A 16569-nucleotide genomic window follows, 5' to 3' on the forward strand; every position below is an offset into this window, starting at 1 on the left:
GTGGAACCGCTGCAAAGCGCCCTCAAGTATTTCGCGGATGATTTCCGCAGGCATGTCGACGAACAACGTTGTCCCTGGAAATAAATGTGGAGATAACCGTGGCGACCATATACATCGACAACGAAGCGAAACAGGCCGACCCCAAAGAGAACCTGCTCCATGCCTGCCTTTCGCTCGGCTATGACCTTCCCTATTTCTGCTGGCATCCGGCGCTGGGATCGGTTGGCGCGTGCCGTCAGTGCGCTGTCAAACAATTCCGCAACGAGCAGGACACAACGGGCAAGCTCATCATGGCCTGCATGACGCCCGCCGCGGAAGGCACGCGTATTTCCATCGCAGACGCCGAAGCCGCAACTTTTCGTGCAGCGGTGATTCAGGGTCTCATGCAGAACCACCCGCATGACTGCCCTGTGTGCGACGAAGGCGGTGAGTGTCACCTGCAGGACATGACGGTGATGACCGGACACCGCATGCGCTCCTACAGCTTCGGAAAACGCACGTTTCGCAATCAATATCTCGGCCCGCTGGTCAATCACGAGATGAACCGCTGCATCCAGTGCCAGCGCTGCGTGCGTTTCTATCGCGAATACGCCGGCGGAGACGACCTGAACGCATTTCGTCTGCGTGACAGCATTTTCTTTGGGCGCGCTGAAGACGGCATTCTTGAAAGCGAGTTCAGCGGCAATCTCATTGAAGTCTGCCCCACCGGCGTCTTTACCGATGCGACGCTCAAGCAGCACTACACCCGCAAATGGGACCTCCAGATGGCACCATCCATCTGTGTACACTGTGGTCTCGGTTGCAACACCACCGTGGGCGAGCGCTATGGTTCTCTGCGCCGCGTCGTGAACCGATATAACCACGAAGTGAACGGCTACTTCCTCTGCGACCGTGGCCGCTTCGGTTATGAGTTTGTCGAAAGCCAGAAGCGCATCCGCTATCCGCTGCTGAACGGCAGAAGCGCAACCAAATCCGAAGCGCTGGAACGGTTCGGAGCAATCCTGAGTGAAGGCAATGTAATCGGCGTCGGATCGCCGCGCGCTTCGCTGGAAGGCAACTTCGCGTTGCGAACACTGGTCGGCCCTGATCGCTTCTTCGCTGGGATCTCCGATCAGGAGTCTCAACTCCTGTCGAGCATGCTTCGCATCCTGCGCGAAGGCCCTGCGCGCTCGCCGTCACTCGACGATGTTGAGCACTCGGATGCCGTTTTCGTGTTGGGTGAAGACGTAACAAACATCGCGCCGATCCTGGCACTGAAATTGCGCCAATCCGTACGCCAGGCTCCGATGAAACTGGCGGACGCTCTGCACATTCCCCAATGGCTCGACCATGCAGTTCGCGAAGTTGTACAGGAAACAAAAGGGCCACTTTTCATCGCCTCTCCATACACCACAAAACTCGACGATGTCGCGACCGCAACCCATCGCGCTTCACCGGACGATCTCGCGCGACTGGGCTTCGCCGTTGCTCATGCAATTGATCCCACCCCTGAAGTGGCTGACCTTCCGGAAGAAACAGGAAAACTTGCGGCAAACATTGCATCTGCTCTGCTCGGCAGTCAACGCCCGTTGATTGTTTCCGGCACAAGCTGCCGCAGCCAGAGCGTGATCGAAGCAGCCGCACAGATCGCATCGGCGTTATGCAAGACGGGCCATCGCACATCGTTAAGCTTCACCACACCTGAATGCAACAGCCTCGGCCTCGCTATGATGGAAGCGCGTCCGCTCTCCGCAGCGATAGAAGCTGTCGAAAACAATCCTGATGCTGCGCTGATTGTCCTCGAAAATGATTTGTTCCGTCGCGCTTCCGCAAGCGAGGCATTGTCTTTTTTGCGGAGCGCGCGACATCTCATCGTGCTCGATTGCCTGGAATCCCAAACCACAGAAGCAGCTGAAGTGGTGCTGCCCGCAAGCACATTCGCCGAATCCGACGGGACGCTGGTCAACAGCGAAGGACGCGCACAGCGGTTCTTCCAGGTCCTGGTTCCCGGTTCCGATATCGAGGAAAGCTGGCGATGGCTCCGCGAAGGTTCTTTGGCAGCGGGCATCGAGACTGAAGCGAAATGGCTAAGCTTCGATGACCTGACCACAGTTATGGCAGCAGAAATGCCTGCGTTCGCCTCGATTCCACTCGTCGCTCCCGCCCGCAAAGCTGCCGGAAAAATTGCACGCGAGCCAAACCGCTACAGCGGACGCACCTCAATGCTCGCCAACATCAGCGTGCATGAGCCGAAGCCGCCCGATGACCCCGATTCGGCGCTCGCATTCTCGATGGAATCCGGCCCCGCGCCCGCGCCTCCTTCGCTGCTACCCTTTTTCTGGACGCCTGGCTGGAATTCCATTCAGTCGGTCAACAAATTTCAGAGCGAAGTCGGAGGCCATTTGCGCGGCGGCGACCCTGGAGTCCGATTGATCGAGCCATCGCAAAACCCAACCTGGCAATATTTCACCGAGATTCCAGCCGCTAAAAATACAAATCGGGACGAATGGCTTCTCATCCCGATTTATCACATCTTCGGCTCGGAGGAACTAAGCAGCCATGCTAACGGCATCTCGCAGTTGGTTCCACGTCCGTATGTTGCTTTACATTCCGACGACGCTTCTCGGCTCGGCGTCAATGCAGGCGAGAAAATCAATATAACCGTCGCCGACTCCAGCTTCGAGCTTGAAGTTATCTTGCGTGACGATCTCCCCCGCGGTACAGCAGGCTTGCCTTCTGGATTACTGCCAATCGCAGCAATGCCATCGCCAGCCTTCGCAAAGCTCACTCCAGCAAAGGTCGAATCTCGAGCCGGGGGTATGGCATGAGGCAATACATCTTTCCCTTGATTGTCATTGCAGTTGTGCTTGGCGTCGCTCTCAATCTTGCCGCTGGACTTATCTGGGTAGAGCGCCGTCTGCTTGCGCTGTGGCAGGACCGGTATGGCCCCAACCGCGTCGGCCCCTTCGGCCTCGGACAGGTCGTTGCCGACTCGCTGAAGTTGTTCACAAAAGAAGACTGGGTCCCACCGTTTGCGGACAAACCGGTCTTCATCATCGCGCCCGCCATCGTCGTGGCGACGGCGCTTCTCTCATTTGCAGTTATCCCGTTCTCGCCCGGCTTTGTCGTTGCCGATCTCAATATCGGCATCCTCTATCTACTGGCCATGTCGTCGCTGGGTGTCTACAGCGTTGTGCTGGCAGGCTGGGCGTCGAACAACAAATACTCGCTGCTCGGCGGAATCCGCGCTTCGGCGCAAATGCTGAGCTATGAAGTCTTCCTCGGCCTCTCACTGCTCGGTGTCGTCATGCTAACCGGCTCATTCCGGATCACTGACATAGTCGAGGCTCAGCGCAAGATGTGGTTCGTCGTGCCGCAATTCCTCGGGTTCGTTCTGTTCCTTATAGCCGGAGTGGCCGAGACACGCCGACTGCCCTTCGATCTTGCCGAAGCCGAAAACGAATTGATCGCGGGCTTTCACTCGGAATACTCCGGCATGAAGTTCGGTATGTTCTTCGTAGGCGAATACATCGGCGTAACTCTGATCTCAGCTACCATCGCGCTCTTGTTCTTTGGCGGATGGCTCGGCCCCTGGCTTCCCGCGCCGCTATGGTTCGCCGCAAAAACGATGTTCTTCATCTGCCTGTTCATTCTGTTTCGAGCGGCGCTGCCCAGGCCGCGCTTTGACCAGTTGATGTCCTGGGGCTGGAAAGTGATGCTGCCCCTCGCGCTGGTCAATTTATTAGTCACCGGGGCCGTGGTGCTGGCCCGGAGGTAGAGGTAAAGGAGGCTGTTGATGCTCAGTCTTGTGCGTTCTTTATGGGAAGTTTTCCGGCACGCTTTTGCGCGGCGTGTTACCGTCCAATATCCTGACGAAAAGCCTTACCTTGCGCCGCGCTATCGGGGCCGTATTGTTCTCAGCCGCGATCCCGACGGCGGAGAGCGCTGCGTCGCATGCAACCTTTGCGCCGTGGCCTGCCCAGTGGACTGCATTTCATTGCAGGCAACCGAAGACGAGCATGGCCGCAGATATCCAGAGTTCTTCCGCATCAACTTCTCGCGCTGCATCTTCTGTGGCTTCTGTGAAGAGGCCTGTCCCACTTACGCGATCCAGCTCACGCCGGATTTCGAGATGGGCGAATACAAGCGAAAGAACCTCGTGTACGAGAAAGAGGACCTCATGATTAGCGGCCCGGGCAAATATCCCGGCTACAACTTCTGGCGCGTCGCTGGGGTGGCCATAGGTGGCAAAACCAAAGGCGAGGCCGAGCGCGAAACCCCGCCTGTAGATATCCACAGCCTGATGCCCTGAGAGGACGACATGGTGACGCTCTTCTATCTCGCCGGAATTCTCGCCATCATTGCCACATTGCTCGCCGTAACGCGCCGCCACGCGGTGCATGCGTTGCTCTATCTGGTCGTCTCCCTGCTCGCGGTCGCCATTGATTTCTACACTCTCGGCGCTCCATTCGTGGCCGCGCTTGAAATTATGATTTATGCAGGCGCCATCATGGTGCTCTTCGTTTTCATCGTGATGATGCTCAATGTCTCCGAGCACGCCATGGAAGTCGAGCGCTACTCCCTTCACCCCAAAAACTGGTTTGGCCCTGCGCTGCTCGCCTTTGTTTTATTAGCTGAGATCGTCTACTGCACGCTGACATCGAGCCATGCGACGGCGCGCGCAGCAGTTGTGGGCCCGAAACAAGTTGGCGTCGCGCTGTTTGGAAACTTCTGGATTGGGGTGGAACTCGCATCTCTGTTGCTCACCGCCGGACTGGTGGGCGCTTATCACCTGGGCCGGCAAGCATTCGCAAAGGAGGAGCCGAAACATGCCGCAGATAATACCGATGCAGCACGCCTTGATACTGGCGGCGATCTTGTTCACGCTGGGGCTGGCAGGACTGATCACGCGGCGTAACCTCATCTTCACGCTGATGTCCATTGAGATCATGCTTAACGCAAGTGGTCTCGCATTCATCGCAGCCGGCTCGCGCTGGGGACAGCCTGATGGACAGGTGATGTTCCTCTTCATTCTGTCTATGGCAGCGGCGGAGGTCGCAATTGGATTGGCCTTCGTCCTGCTTTACCACCGAAGGCAGATGGAGCTGGACGTGGATGCAGCCAGCGAGATGAGAGGCTGACATGCTGCGCCTGCTCTGGCTGGTCGTACTCATTCCGTTTGTCAGCGCTGCCATTCTCGCCTTGGTCGGCTCCCGCTTAAGCCGTCGCATCGTCGCATTTCTGGGCGCAGGTTCTATCGGCCTTTCCGCAGCTTTGAGCATCCTCATCGGCATTGCGTTTCTGTCGTCCCCGCCTCCCGGCAATGCCTATACCCAACATCTGTGGACATGGATGAGCGCGGGCGGCTTCCAGCCCGAAATCGCCTTTTATCTCGATCCTGTCTCGCTTTTGATGCTTCTCGTCGTCACTTTCGTCAGCTTTCTAATCCATCTCTATTCCGCTGAATACATGCGTGACGACGAAGGCTACGCACGCTTCTTCGCCTATATGAATCTTTTCGTGGCGTCGATGCTCACGCTTGTGCTGGCGAACAATCTGCTGCTGCTCTATCTCGGATGGGAAGGCGTTGGCCTTTGCAGCTTCCTGCTTATCGGCTTCTGGTATCAGGATCCAAAGAATGTCCGCGCCGCAGCCAAGGCCTTCATCGTCACCCGCTTTGGCGACACCGCCTTCGCAGTCGGCCTGTTCCTTTTGCTCACAAAGCTCGGAACGCTCGACATTCAGGAGATGATGCACCGCGCCGCGACGCAATGGACAGTAGGCAGCGGCATTGCAATCGCAGCAGCTGCGCTCTTATTAGGCGGAGCAGTCGGAAAGTCCGCGCAGTTGCCGCTGCAAACGTGGCTGCCCGATGCGATGGCTGGCCCCACGCCAACGAGCGCTCTCATTCATGCGGCAACTATGGTGACTGCCGGCGTCTACCTTATCGCACGCACGCATGTGCTTTTCATTCTGGCGCCGCAGGTCCAATTCGCCGTCGCCGTCATTGGAGCGGCAACCATGCTCCTCTCCGGCTTTAGCGCGCTCGCTCAGAGCGACATTAAACGCGTATTGGCTTATTCGACTATCAGCCAGATCGGCTACATGTTCCTCGCTCTCGGACTGGGCGCGTGGTCGGCGGCCATGTTCCACTTCATGACTCATGCCTTCTTCAAGGCTCTGCTTTTCCTCGCCGCGGGCGTCGTGATTCATGCAGTGCATGAACAGGACATGTTCCGCATGGGCGGTCTCCGCAAAGAGTTGCCGCTTGCTTTCTGGTCGTTCATCATCGGCGGATGCGCGCTCGCTGGACTGCCGCTTATTACCGCCGGCTTCTTCAGCAAGGACCTTATCCTGTACCAGTCGTGGGCAGGCCCAAATGGAAGCGACTGGTTCTGGATTGCGGGCATGATCGGGGCCATGCTCACGTCGCTTTACACCTTCCGCATGATCCTGCTCACGTTCTACGGCCCGCAGCAGTTGCATGTAAAAGCGCACAGCGGGATACCTGTTCGCATTGCCCTTGTCGTGCTCTGCGTCTTGTCCATTGTCGGCGGATATGTGGACACTCCTCCAGATTTTGGCGGAGTGCCCGCGCTATCAAGATTTTTGAACAGCGTGGTGCCTCCGCTTGAGGTGGTCCATCGCGGCCTGATTACCGAGACCATCACCGCGCTCTCCGCCAGTACCGTCTTTGCCATCGGCTTCTTACTCGCTTTCGCCTTCTACAAGCCGCAGCGTGTCCGCGTGCCGATGAAAAATTTCCTGCAGCAGCTCTGGTTTGCCGGCTGGGGCTTTGATTGGATCTATGACTGGCTGCTCGTTCGCCCCTTCTTATGGGTAACGCGCAATATCAGGCGTGACCCAGCCGACGTTCCTATTCATGGCCTGGGAGAAATTGTCGTATTCGGCAATCGTGTCCTGCGTCTCACACAAACCGGACGCGTGCGCTGGTACGCGGCGGGACTTGCGATGGGGACAGTCGCAATCCTCGCAATAGCATTCTTTCTAAGGTGACAGCATGGCGCTACTTATTCTCATCGCGATTTTGATCTTCGGCGGCATTGCTTCATGGATTGCCGCCTCGCGCAGCGCAACCATGGCCCGCTGGATTGCTCTGGTGTTTATCGGCGTTGATTTCGTTCTGACCATTTCAATTTGGTTTGCCAACTTGGGCCACGCCCGCTGGTATCAGGAGTGCAGTTTCCAGTGGATTCCACAATTCGGCATCCGCCTGCACCTGGCGGTCGACGGACTCAGCCTTATCATGCTGCTGCTAACTTACTTCCTCGGAATCATGGCCATACTCTGCTCATGGACAGAGATCCGCGAGCGGACAGGCTTCTTCCACTTCAATCTGTTGTGGGTTCTGGCGGGAATCACAGGCGTCTTTCTGTCGATGGATCTGTTCCTTTTCTATCTCTTCTGGGAATTGATGCTGGTGCCGATGTACCTGCTTATCGGCATCTGGGGCCATGAACGCCGTATCTACGCCGCAACAAAATTCTTCCTCTTCACTCAATTGAGCGGGCTGATGATGCTCATCGCGATCATTGCGCTGGCGATCATCCACCGGCAGTCAACCGGGGTCATCACCTTTGACTATGAGCAGTTGCTGGGAACATCACTCGAACCCAGCACAGCGCTTCTGCTCATGCTTGGTTTCTTCATCGCATTCGCGGTCAAGCTGCCGATATTCCCGCTGCATACATGGCTCCCCGACGCGCACACTGAAGCGCCAACCGCGGGGAGCGTCATTCTCGCCGGATTGCTGCTCAAGACCGGCGCTTACGGCCTGATTCGCTTCGTCCTGCCGCTCTTTCCTGAGGCATCGCGTCAACTGGCTCCATTAATGATGACCATCGGTGTCATCGGCATCCTTTATGGCGCAGTGCTCGCAGTCGGACAAAGTGATCTGAAGCGCCTCGTTGCCTACACCAGCGTCAGCCATTTGGGCTTTGTGCTGCTGGGGATATTCGCCGGTAATCAGATCGCGTTGGAAGGCGCGGTCATCCAGATGGTCAGCCACGGCATCAGCACAGGGGCGCTTTTCATCCTCGTCGGGCTGCTGCAGGAGCGGATGCACACGCGCCAGATATCCCAGATGGGCGGCTTATGGGAAACCATGCCATCTCTCAGTGGAGCGGGCCTCGTCTTCGCTATGGCCTCACTCGGGCTTCCCGGACTCGGTGATTTTGTCGGCGAGTTCCTCGTCTTGCTCGGCGCTTACCGCGCGAACGTCAGCCTCACCGTCCTGGCTACTCTGGGAATTCTCGCAGCTACTCTCTACGGTTTAAGAATTGGTCAAGGCGCATTTCATGGCCCCAATCCTCATCATTGGAACCTGCCTGACCTGGGCTTCCGTGAGTGGGCCATTCTCGGGCCAATGATGGCTTGTATGCTGTGGATTGGCCTCTATCCGCAGCCGATTCTGAACACTGTGCGTCCCAGCCTGGGCGCCGTGCAACAAAGCACGCCTTTGCAGGAGATCGTCAGGAGATAAGCATGAACGCTGCTGAATTCACCGCCGCTTCGCCGCTTCTCATCATGTCGGCAACCGCCATCGTTGCCATGCTCGCGATTGCCGTGCGGCGTAATCACTTTGTCATCGCCGCAATCACGCTCGTCGGCGTGGTCGCATCGTTTTGCAGCCTATTCTTCGCAGAATCAGCAATCCCGCGGCAGATCACCAGCCTATTGATTTTCGATTCGTATTCACTTGTCTATATGGCGCTGCTTCTCTGCGCCGCATCATTCGTCATTCTCTTCAGTTATGGCTATCTCAAGCAGCGCCGTGAGCACCGCGAAGAGTTCTATCTCCTGATACTCCTGGCCACCACAGGATCGATGGTGCTTGTGGTCAGCCGCCACTTCATCTCGTTCTTTCTCGGTCTGGAGTTGTTAAGCGTCTCCCTCTACGTCCTCATCTCCTATATCCGCTACGAAGCCATCTCCATCGAAGCCGGAATCAAATACCTGGTTCTGGCTGCATCTTCATCGTCTGCGTTGCTCTTCGGTCTGGCGCTGATCTACGCGGAATCCGGCTCGATGGAACTTTCGCAATTCGCCGCAGCATTTGGTCATTCCGCAACATTCCCGCCCATTGCAGGCTTGATGCTCGTCCTTACCGGAGTAGGCTTCAAGCTTGCGGTAGTTCCCTTCCACTTGTGGACACCGGACGTATACGAAGGCGCGCCCCTCCCGGTTACTGCCTTCATTGCTACGGTATCGAAAGGCGGAATGTTCGCGCTCATACTGCGCTGGTTTCATGTGACTGGCACAGGCATCTCCGGAACTGCTGGACTTATCCTCGCCATCATCGCCATTGCGTCGATGCTCGCAGGCAATCTTCTCGCGCTGACCCAGACCAACGTCAAGCGAATCCTCGCCTATTCATCCATTGCGCATATGGGTTATGCGCTTGTGGCCTTGCTTGCAGGCGGAATGCTCGGCGCGCCCGCCGCCACCTACTATCTGGCCGCCTATTTTACGACCATCCTCGGGGCCTTCGGCGTAATGACCATCCTTTCCGACCCTCAACGCGAGGCAGCCTACATCGACGACTACCGCGGGCTCTTCTGGCGCAGACCAGTGCTTGCCGGCATCTTTACGGCGATGTTGCTTTCCCTCGCTGGAATCCCGCTCACCGCTGGCTTCCTGGGCAAGTTCTACGTCATGACGGCAGGCGCTTCGCAAGCGCGATGGCTTCTTCTTTTCACGCTTGTCGTCAGCAGCACCATTGGCTTGTTCTACTACCTACGTATCGTTGCTGCCATGTATGCGAAGACTACAGACATGGAACCAGCGCGGTCAGTTATGCCTCTGCCAGCAACTGTGGCGCTCGCCGTTCTCACGGGACTTGTCTTCCTGCTGGGCATTTACCCAGCGCCACTCTGGACAGCCATCGTAACCGCGGCGCGCAGTCTGGGATAAGTCCCACGCTGTCATCCTGAGCGAAGCGAAGGATCTGTTCTTCCAATTCGAGCTGCGAGTCAACGCAGACCGCTAACAGGGGTATTTCCCCTCAATATAGTGCGAAAGGTCCTCAATCGTCTGGTCCTGCGCAAAGGCAATCCACTGTACCAGGTCCCCAATCGAGATCAGCCCGATCAATTTTCCGGCGCACATTACAGGAAGATGCCGGATGCGATGCGTGGTGATAAGCCGCATTGCCTCATCAACTGAGCAGTCGGGAGCGATCGTGATCAACGGCTCTGTCAGAATTTCGCTCACTGGGGTTTCCTTTGACGACCGCCCCATCAGGATCACCTTCCGCGCATAATCGCGCTCGGACACGATGCCATGCAACTCACCGTCGTCCACCACCACAAGGGCGCCCACCTCCTTGTCCGCCATCGTCTGCATGGCGTCATACACGGTGGTATCGGAGGACACCGTCCAGATGTCCCCGCCTTTTTTGCGCAGTATTAATGAAACAGGATCGCAGACTTTCATAGCTGACTCCCTATACGCAATCGGGCCCTGGAGTTGCTTCGAGAAGGTAGAGGCAGGCGAGTCGCCACACAACTATAGCAACAGAATCTCAGGCTTTGAGACGCGGCGCTGGCTGGATAAGAAACCATGGTCCCTCGCATTGCCAAACGTAGAAGACCGCCACTTGCGCCAGCACTATACGCCCCACCTGACTCAGTTGCAAAGGTCAATTTTGTGATTAATTGCATAGCACGGAATAACTGTTCCGCAGGAAAATGGAGCACCAGCGCGTACCCGACTTGCCAGACTGTTTCACTCTTATTTCACACAATAAAAGTGCTTTTCGCGGGTGGTGCATGGACGATTTACAAGCCAAGGATGCCGTTTATAACTTGTTCTCTGGCAATAATTGCGAGATATGGGTTATGTAGAAGCAACCTGAATTGATTACATATCAAAGTCATCTTGACGGGAATGTCTGAAAAACCTTGGACTCGGGAGACCAATGGTATATCTTGTCCGACGATAGTGAGAATCGGGGATAGTGGCGCTGAACATCGCGCAGGTAACGCCGTTATTGATCCGCAATGGAGCTGGCGCTTCCCGGCATGCTGCCACATCTCACGGGTTCTGAAGGGGTGTTCGGTGATGAAGGCTCCTGTTCGGTGGTTTGCTCTTCTCGTGGCAGGCATGATGTGCCTGTGCGCTTCTTTGTCAGGTTATGCCGCCACACCTCTACAAGCGGCTTCACCGGCACAACAAAAGGGCCAGCTTGCAGCGGACGGGCCGGTGAATAATGTCATTATTCCGGGCCCATTGCGTTCTTTCCTGCGCATGGCTGGCATTAGTCAAAAAGTCTCGCCTGAAGATGTGTTGCCGCTGCTCGCCCGTAATGCTTATCTCCAGGGTTATGAAAGTGGCAGAGAGACCGAATTCCTGCTCCTGCTGGACCGCTATGTGCACCAGGCGCGCGAGCTTGAGGCCCTTGCAAATGCCAATAATGGCTCAATCCGCGTTACCAACTGCGAAGAAGCCATCGCTCTGATCCAGGTGCTCGGATACCGGTTGCGTGAAAACTGCGGCCAGAAGAATGCGGTCCTGTACACGGCAAATCCGGAGAGGGCCTTTCTTACTATTGACTCCGGTTTCCCTCTTACTGCACTTGAAGAGGCGCTTCAGAAAGGCACGCCGTTTAACTATCCGTTTCCTGCCACCCCGGTTCCTGTCATTTTTAACGAGAACGATTGGGTAAACGCCAGCTTGGAGAAAAAGAGAACAGGGGGAAGCCTCATCGATGTCCTTATCAACGACCCCTCGGTGGCACGCCTCTATTGGGCTTTTTCCAAAATAGATCTTGAAACCCGGCAGTCCCTTGAGCAATCGCCTGGGCTCAGGAGGCTGCTGCCGTATGGCCCGGTGCTTGATTTCTATGGCAGCCAGGTTTGGATCCGCTCGGGTCATGTCGTCCTGCCCGGTGGCCAGAACGCCGAAAAGGGCTGGAGAGAGCTTGTAGGCGCCAGTCCCGACTCACCCGGAGACTTCGTTGTCCACCTCGTCTCAAAGGACAATGGTTGGTTGGCCGTCTACTTTGATGCGCTGTCGCGTGTCAGCCAGGCGCAACAGGCGCATCTCACCGAGTCCCCGCGCCTGAGACACCTTTATGACGCCTTCCGCTCTCCGGAATCTGAGACCAGCCCCACCAGAAGCGTGTTTCGCAAAGCGCCGGATCTCATTGTGCTGTTCACTCGTGTTGATTGGGAGCCTGACGGCCAGCCACACGTCCCGGGAAGCCTTGATGTCTGGAAAGAAATACTTAACCAGAAAACCGACTCGAAAATTGTTCGCGAATGGGCCAAACGCAGCCATAACTGGAACCACCCCGAACAACTGCTCGAAGGCATGGTCTCACTTTCCCGAATCGAAACCGACAGCGGACCGCTTCAAATCTACCTGATGACGAGCGAGATCGACGGCCAGCGGCTTCCGCAACAGCACCTGGCCGATGGAACTGTGCGCATTCTGGCTGCCAAGTTCGCGCAGCTCAACAACTGGTATCCCATCTTTGCCGAGTTCCCGCAGTTAACTGACACATCCATCATCAACTTTGTGAATGTCGCCGACGCCATGGATGGCATCCCGAACATGTCCCTGCGCGGCAATACGCTTGGCTCCTTCCAGGCCAATATCGGCCTGTGGCAGATCTTCGCCCGGCAGGGCGAGATTACAGCCGCCGCAATGAACTCGTCTTGGCAGAAGACCATTGAGCCTTTCGCGAAAATCACCTCGTCCGTTCAGCTTTTTGACGCCGCGCGCGCCTCCCTCGGCCAGCTCATGCTCGCTTCAACCGGCAGCGCCAACCGATCAGAAGACGAAATCGTCGACCTTCTCGCAGGCCCTCCCCAGGACAGCGCCGACGGCCAGCGCATGCGCCGCCAACTCGCCGCAAAAATTGCATCGGTGCTTGAAGACCAGCGCCTGGTTTCCCTCGACACGCTGTTCGCACTTAGCGATGGCCTGAGCGATATGGCGCATGGAAAGCCCGCCAACTCGCGGCTTCTCGCGCTCGCCGGAGAGCTTCGTGACTTCGAGCTTCCCCGCCCTATCTTCACCACAACCGAGAAAATTAACTGGGCGCCTCCCGTTTACAGCGCACGCCATGCCGAGCTCCAGATCAAGACTGACTTGACAAAAGTGATCAAGTCGCCCGGCTCCCCAGCGCAACTAGAGACAGCCCGCGGCCAGTTGGCGCCGTTCCTCAGAGACACGCTAGTTGGGCTAAATTACGCCTACTATGAACCGCCCGGCGCACAGATTTTGCACACTAATCCGCTTTTCGTCCGCTCGCATGATTTTTCTGGCATGACGATCATGGGAGCAGAGCGCCTCTGGCGCGCACCAGAGCTGGTCGGTGTTGGCACGCCGGCTGGAGGCGGCGCGTACCTGCTCGGCTCATTGGCCGATTTGCCCTATGCCTTGGCCGAAACGGAAGAAGATTTTATCGCTCCGGAAAATGTTCAAGCGCTTATCTGGAAAGAATCAGTGCCCGACCTTCTCGTCAGTGCAACACTGCCACGCTGGTGGAATATCAGCGCGAACGAGCTTCATGCCGTCGCGCTTTACCAGCGGTCCGGAGAAGAGATTCTAACAGCGGCGGGAGAGAACGCTCAGCTACGGAGCAAGGTCATCAGCGTCCTTTCCGATCGCATGGCGCCGAGGCGACTGGAGCGCACAGAACGTGCCCTCCGAAACCCGGCAGACAGAACTGAAATGCTTCGCCGAATGATGCCAGCCGATACCTTTTACCTGGCTACAGAATTTCGCAGGAAGTATCCTGACGAAGCTCCGTCCTTCGGCCCAGCCAGCCGACAGTTGGATGATCTCTGCCGCAAAGACTCAGCCGATACCGACCCTGAGCGCCTGGAAAGAGATTTCGGCGTCCCTCATCCAACATTGGCCCGAAACTATTCCTCTGAATTCCTGAATGTGAAACCGTTCCCTGCCTTTGGTGGATACTCCAGCCGGCTCTTCGGCGAGTCTTGGGAATCCACAAATTTGTACTGGGCGCGACTGGCCGATGAGATGGGCTATTCGCCTGTGATGCTGAATATGCTGGCGCCGCAGTTGACGCGGTACATGACTGCAAAGATCTTCGCGACTGACCTTGAAGATTGGCCCGCGCTGCTGCGCGCCATGGAGGAAACTGGGGACGAATTCAAGCAAGGCAAAATTGGCCTGGTGCCAGTGGCGACCACGAGTTCTCTGCAATAGAAGGGGTGCTGGATGGAAGTTCGTATACGAAGCTCGATAGCGAAGAAATATCTTCTGCTCCTCTGGCTCTTCTCGGGCCTTTTCCTCGGTGGCGGGTGGGTATGGACTGCGGCGCAGGACGACTCATCACGCATTCTTGTAAACGTCGTTCTTGTGCAGCTGAACGTTGCTGTGACTGACCACAAGGGAAACTACATCAGCGGTCTTCGTCCCGAAGATTTTGCCATCACTGAAGATAAAATTCCGCAAACACTCTCGACTTTTGAAGAAGGCAACGGACCGACCCTCAGGCCGGAGACACATGGCGCTGGAAGCATAGCGCAGGCGGCCCTGCCTTCTTCTTCCGCAGCTACTGCTGAAACCCAGCTTTCGCAATTTGCCGGGGCCAATGTTTTCATCCTCTTTGATACCAGCAACTACATGTACCGTGGATTCGTGTTCGCGCAGGATGCCATCGCCGATTTCATCCGTTCCCTCGAAGGTGTGAGCAAGGTCGCCTTCTATTCCTACAGCCGCGATCTGTCTCGGTCGGCGCCATTAACAGCGGACCGAGAGGCGGTACTGCGTGGAGTGCGCAGTTCTGTTGCCGGGGACGACGCCGCTCTTTACAACTGTCTCCTGCTAACGGTGAAAGACACGGCGCGGCTGCAGGGACGCAAAGTCATCGTAGTCTTCTCCAATGGCCCGGACAATGCCAGCTCCGTGCCACCTGAAGATGTTGCCGAGCTCGCCCAGTCAACTGGAACGATCATTTACATGATTAGTACCAGTGTGGCACAAAACGAGCCGGTTTCCACGGCTGTGTTCGAGCGCATGAGCAAAGCCACTGGAGGCAAAGCTTACTTTGCCAAAAGCTGGCGTGACGAAAAACAGGCCTTCGCTTCCATCCGCGACGACCTCGCGCACCTCTACTCTCTTAGCTACTACCCGCAACCCAATCCCAATCGCGGCTGGCGCACGATTTCGATAAAGTTGGTCGGTAAGGACCTGCAAAAATATCACGTACGCACGCGCGACGGCTATCGCCTGCTTCAGCAAGCGCAGATCTCCTCAGGCAGCTATAACACCCCCGAAGGGGGCGCAGGAGGAACCGCTCAGAAGTAAAAATCAGATGCGGAGGAAGAGCTTCCTTCGATACATCCAGTAGAGTGTGAGCCAGTAAATCAGCATCACCGTAATGCCCAGAATTAGGGGCGCCAGCGCCGCGCCGAATAGGCTGAAGATTCGGTGTCCCAGGTTGATATGCAGGCTTTCGATAATGAAGTCTCGCGATAGTTCGGCGATTAAGTACGCGGCAATCGAATTCATGCCCACGACAACCAGCGGGAATGCCCACCGTCGATACCTCTTTACGTCAATAACCCACGCAAATGCCACGAGGAACAAGTAGCAGACCCCGCCGCTGAACAGCGTCCAGCTTGGTGTCCAGATGCGCTTCACGATCGGGCAGACTCCCGTAACATGCAGCAGCAGACCTGCCGCCATCAGAGCCAATCCCACAACCAGAAATAGCCTGACCGGAATTTTCGGGGCCGCAGCGCGAAACCATTGGCCCGCGAAAAGACCCAGAAGCATTGTGCCCAGCGTCGGAATAAAACTCAACGTAAGATAGCCGCCATCGTTATAAGCAAACCGCGACGTGCGCGGAAACAGGTTCAGGAACCAGAGATCGAACGCCTGTCCCAGATTGCTGTTCTTGTTCCAGTGTGCAGCAAATCCGGTAAAGTTGTGATGCCAGTCTGCAGGCACACCTACTGCTGCATAGTTGAAATTCGGCGATGGCATTGGATAAAGCGCCCATGCCAGCCAATACCCAAAAAGAATCGCAGTCAAAGCTGTCCACTGCCATCGGGGCCGGCAATATGCCAGCAGGAATGCAAATGTATAGCCCAGGCCAATCTGAGTCAACGTGTCTTCAAAGGTGAAATATGTTTGGCCGCTGTGCGTAGACCGTAGAAAAATCCCCAGCGCAATGAGTACCAGGCTGCGCCATATTGTATGCGCTAGCTGACTTTCAAAGCTCTGCCCCTTCTTAATACGACTGTGGATGGAATAAGGAAGGGCCACCCCAACCAGAAAGGTAAACCCTGGCTGTATAGTGTCATGCAGGCTCATCCCAGCCCACTCCACATGAGTTTGATTGAAAGCCAGCACCCGCCAGAAAAGGCTCCCCGGGTATGCATGTGCAACCTTGGCGAAGCTCATCACCTCGCCCATCATCAACAGCATCACCAAGCCGCGGTACGCATCCACCGCAATATTGCGGACAGCCGTTGCCGCCGTGTCTCCCTGAGCGGTAATAGGCCGAACTTTATCGGACCTCACCGCGCTGAGTGTCGCGTGCATCCAGTCTTCCTCGCAAAGTTCTTTGCCGATTTCCGCTACGAG

The 16569-nt window shown here is 56.5% G+C and carries 11 protein-coding genes and 1 pseudogene; 10 read left to right on the forward strand and 2 right to left on the reverse strand.

Annotated features, from left to right (window positions below; all coding sequences use genetic code 11):
* Positions 1–98: 98 nt before the first annotated feature.
* The 8 genes and pseudogenes from nuoG (at position 99) to VEV40_RS09175 (ending at position 9912) form a co-directional block, all read left to right on the forward strand.
* The gene (nuoG, locus tag VEV40_RS09140; RefSeq protein WP_324831785.1) at positions 99–2807 is read left to right on the forward strand and encodes an NADH-quinone oxidoreductase subunit NuoG; all 2709 of its coding nucleotides are present in this window, start codon (positions 99–101) and stop codon (positions 2805–2807) included.
* Positions 2804–3757 (forward strand): NADH-quinone oxidoreductase subunit NuoH, encoded by a 954-nt coding sequence (gene nuoH / locus VEV40_RS09145; protein ID WP_324831787.1) that lies wholly within the window; start codon positions 2804–2806, stop codon positions 3755–3757. Before nuoG ends, nuoH begins: the two co-directional genes overlap by 4 nt.
* An 18-nt stretch (positions 3758–3775) precedes the next feature.
* Positions 3776–4291 carry an NADH-quinone oxidoreductase subunit NuoI gene (gene nuoI, locus VEV40_RS09150; protein ID WP_324831788.1) on the forward strand — a complete coding sequence of 172 codons (516 nt, stop codon included), beginning with the start codon at positions 3776–3778 and terminating at the stop codon, positions 4289–4291.
* 9 nt (positions 4292–4300) lie between these two features.
* Positions 4301–4807, forward strand: a pseudogene (gene nuoJ, locus VEV40_RS09155) (NADH-quinone oxidoreductase subunit J); the annotation flags it as partial.
* Between the two features lies 1 nt (position 4808).
* Complete coding sequence (gene nuoK, locus VEV40_RS09160) at positions 4809–5120, forward strand: NADH-quinone oxidoreductase subunit NuoK (protein ID WP_349255858.1); 312 nt, start codon at positions 4809–4811, stop codon at positions 5118–5120.
* 1 nt (position 5121) lies between these two features.
* The gene (gene nuoL / locus VEV40_RS09165) at positions 5122–6996 is read left to right on the forward strand and encodes an NADH-quinone oxidoreductase subunit L (RefSeq protein ID WP_324831792.1); all 1875 of its coding nucleotides are present in this window, start codon (positions 5122–5124) and stop codon (positions 6994–6996) included.
* A 4-nt stretch (positions 6997–7000) separates the two neighbouring features.
* Positions 7001–8482, forward strand: coding sequence for an NADH-quinone oxidoreductase subunit M (gene nuoM, locus VEV40_RS09170; RefSeq protein ID WP_324831793.1), 1482 nt, complete (start codon positions 7001–7003; stop codon positions 8480–8482).
* 2 nt (positions 8483–8484) lie between these two features.
* Positions 8485–9912 carry an NADH-quinone oxidoreductase subunit N gene (locus tag VEV40_RS09175; RefSeq protein WP_324831795.1) on the forward strand — a complete coding sequence of 476 codons (1428 nt, stop codon included), beginning with the start codon at positions 8485–8487 and terminating at the stop codon, positions 9910–9912.
* 72 nt (positions 9913–9984) lie between these two features.
* Here VEV40_RS09175 and VEV40_RS09180 read toward each other — a convergent pair whose 3' ends face one another.
* Complete coding sequence (locus tag VEV40_RS09180) at positions 9985–10434, reverse strand: CBS domain-containing protein (RefSeq protein ID WP_324831796.1); 450 nt, start codon at positions 10432–10434, stop codon at positions 9985–9987.
* Positions 10435–11061: 627 nt separating this feature from the next.
* Between VEV40_RS09180 and VEV40_RS09185 the strand changes: the two genes are divergently transcribed.
* Both VEV40_RS09185 and VEV40_RS09190 read left to right on the forward strand, forming a co-directional pair.
* A complete protein-coding gene (locus tag VEV40_RS09185; protein ID WP_324831798.1) occupies positions 11062–14181 on the forward strand; it encodes a hypothetical protein in 3120 nt (1039 codons plus the stop codon).
* Between the two features lie 12 nt (positions 14182–14193).
* Positions 14194–15285: a VWA domain-containing protein gene (locus VEV40_RS09190; protein ID WP_324831800.1), complete on the forward strand. Its 1092-nt coding sequence runs from the start codon at positions 14194–14196 to the stop codon at positions 15283–15285.
* Positions 15286–15288: 3 nt separating this feature from the next.
* Here the strand turns inward: VEV40_RS09190 and VEV40_RS09195 are convergent, their stop codons facing one another.
* Complete coding sequence (locus tag VEV40_RS09195; RefSeq protein ID WP_324831802.1) at positions 15289–16527, reverse strand: DUF5009 domain-containing protein; 1239 nt, start codon at positions 16525–16527, stop codon at positions 15289–15291.
* Between the last annotated feature and the right edge of the window lie 42 nt (positions 16528–16569).

The sequence above is a fragment of the Alloacidobacterium sp. genome, from assembly GCF_035631355.1.
In the GTDB taxonomy this organism is placed as follows: Bacteria; Acidobacteriota; Terriglobia; order Terriglobales; family Acidobacteriaceae; genus Alloacidobacterium.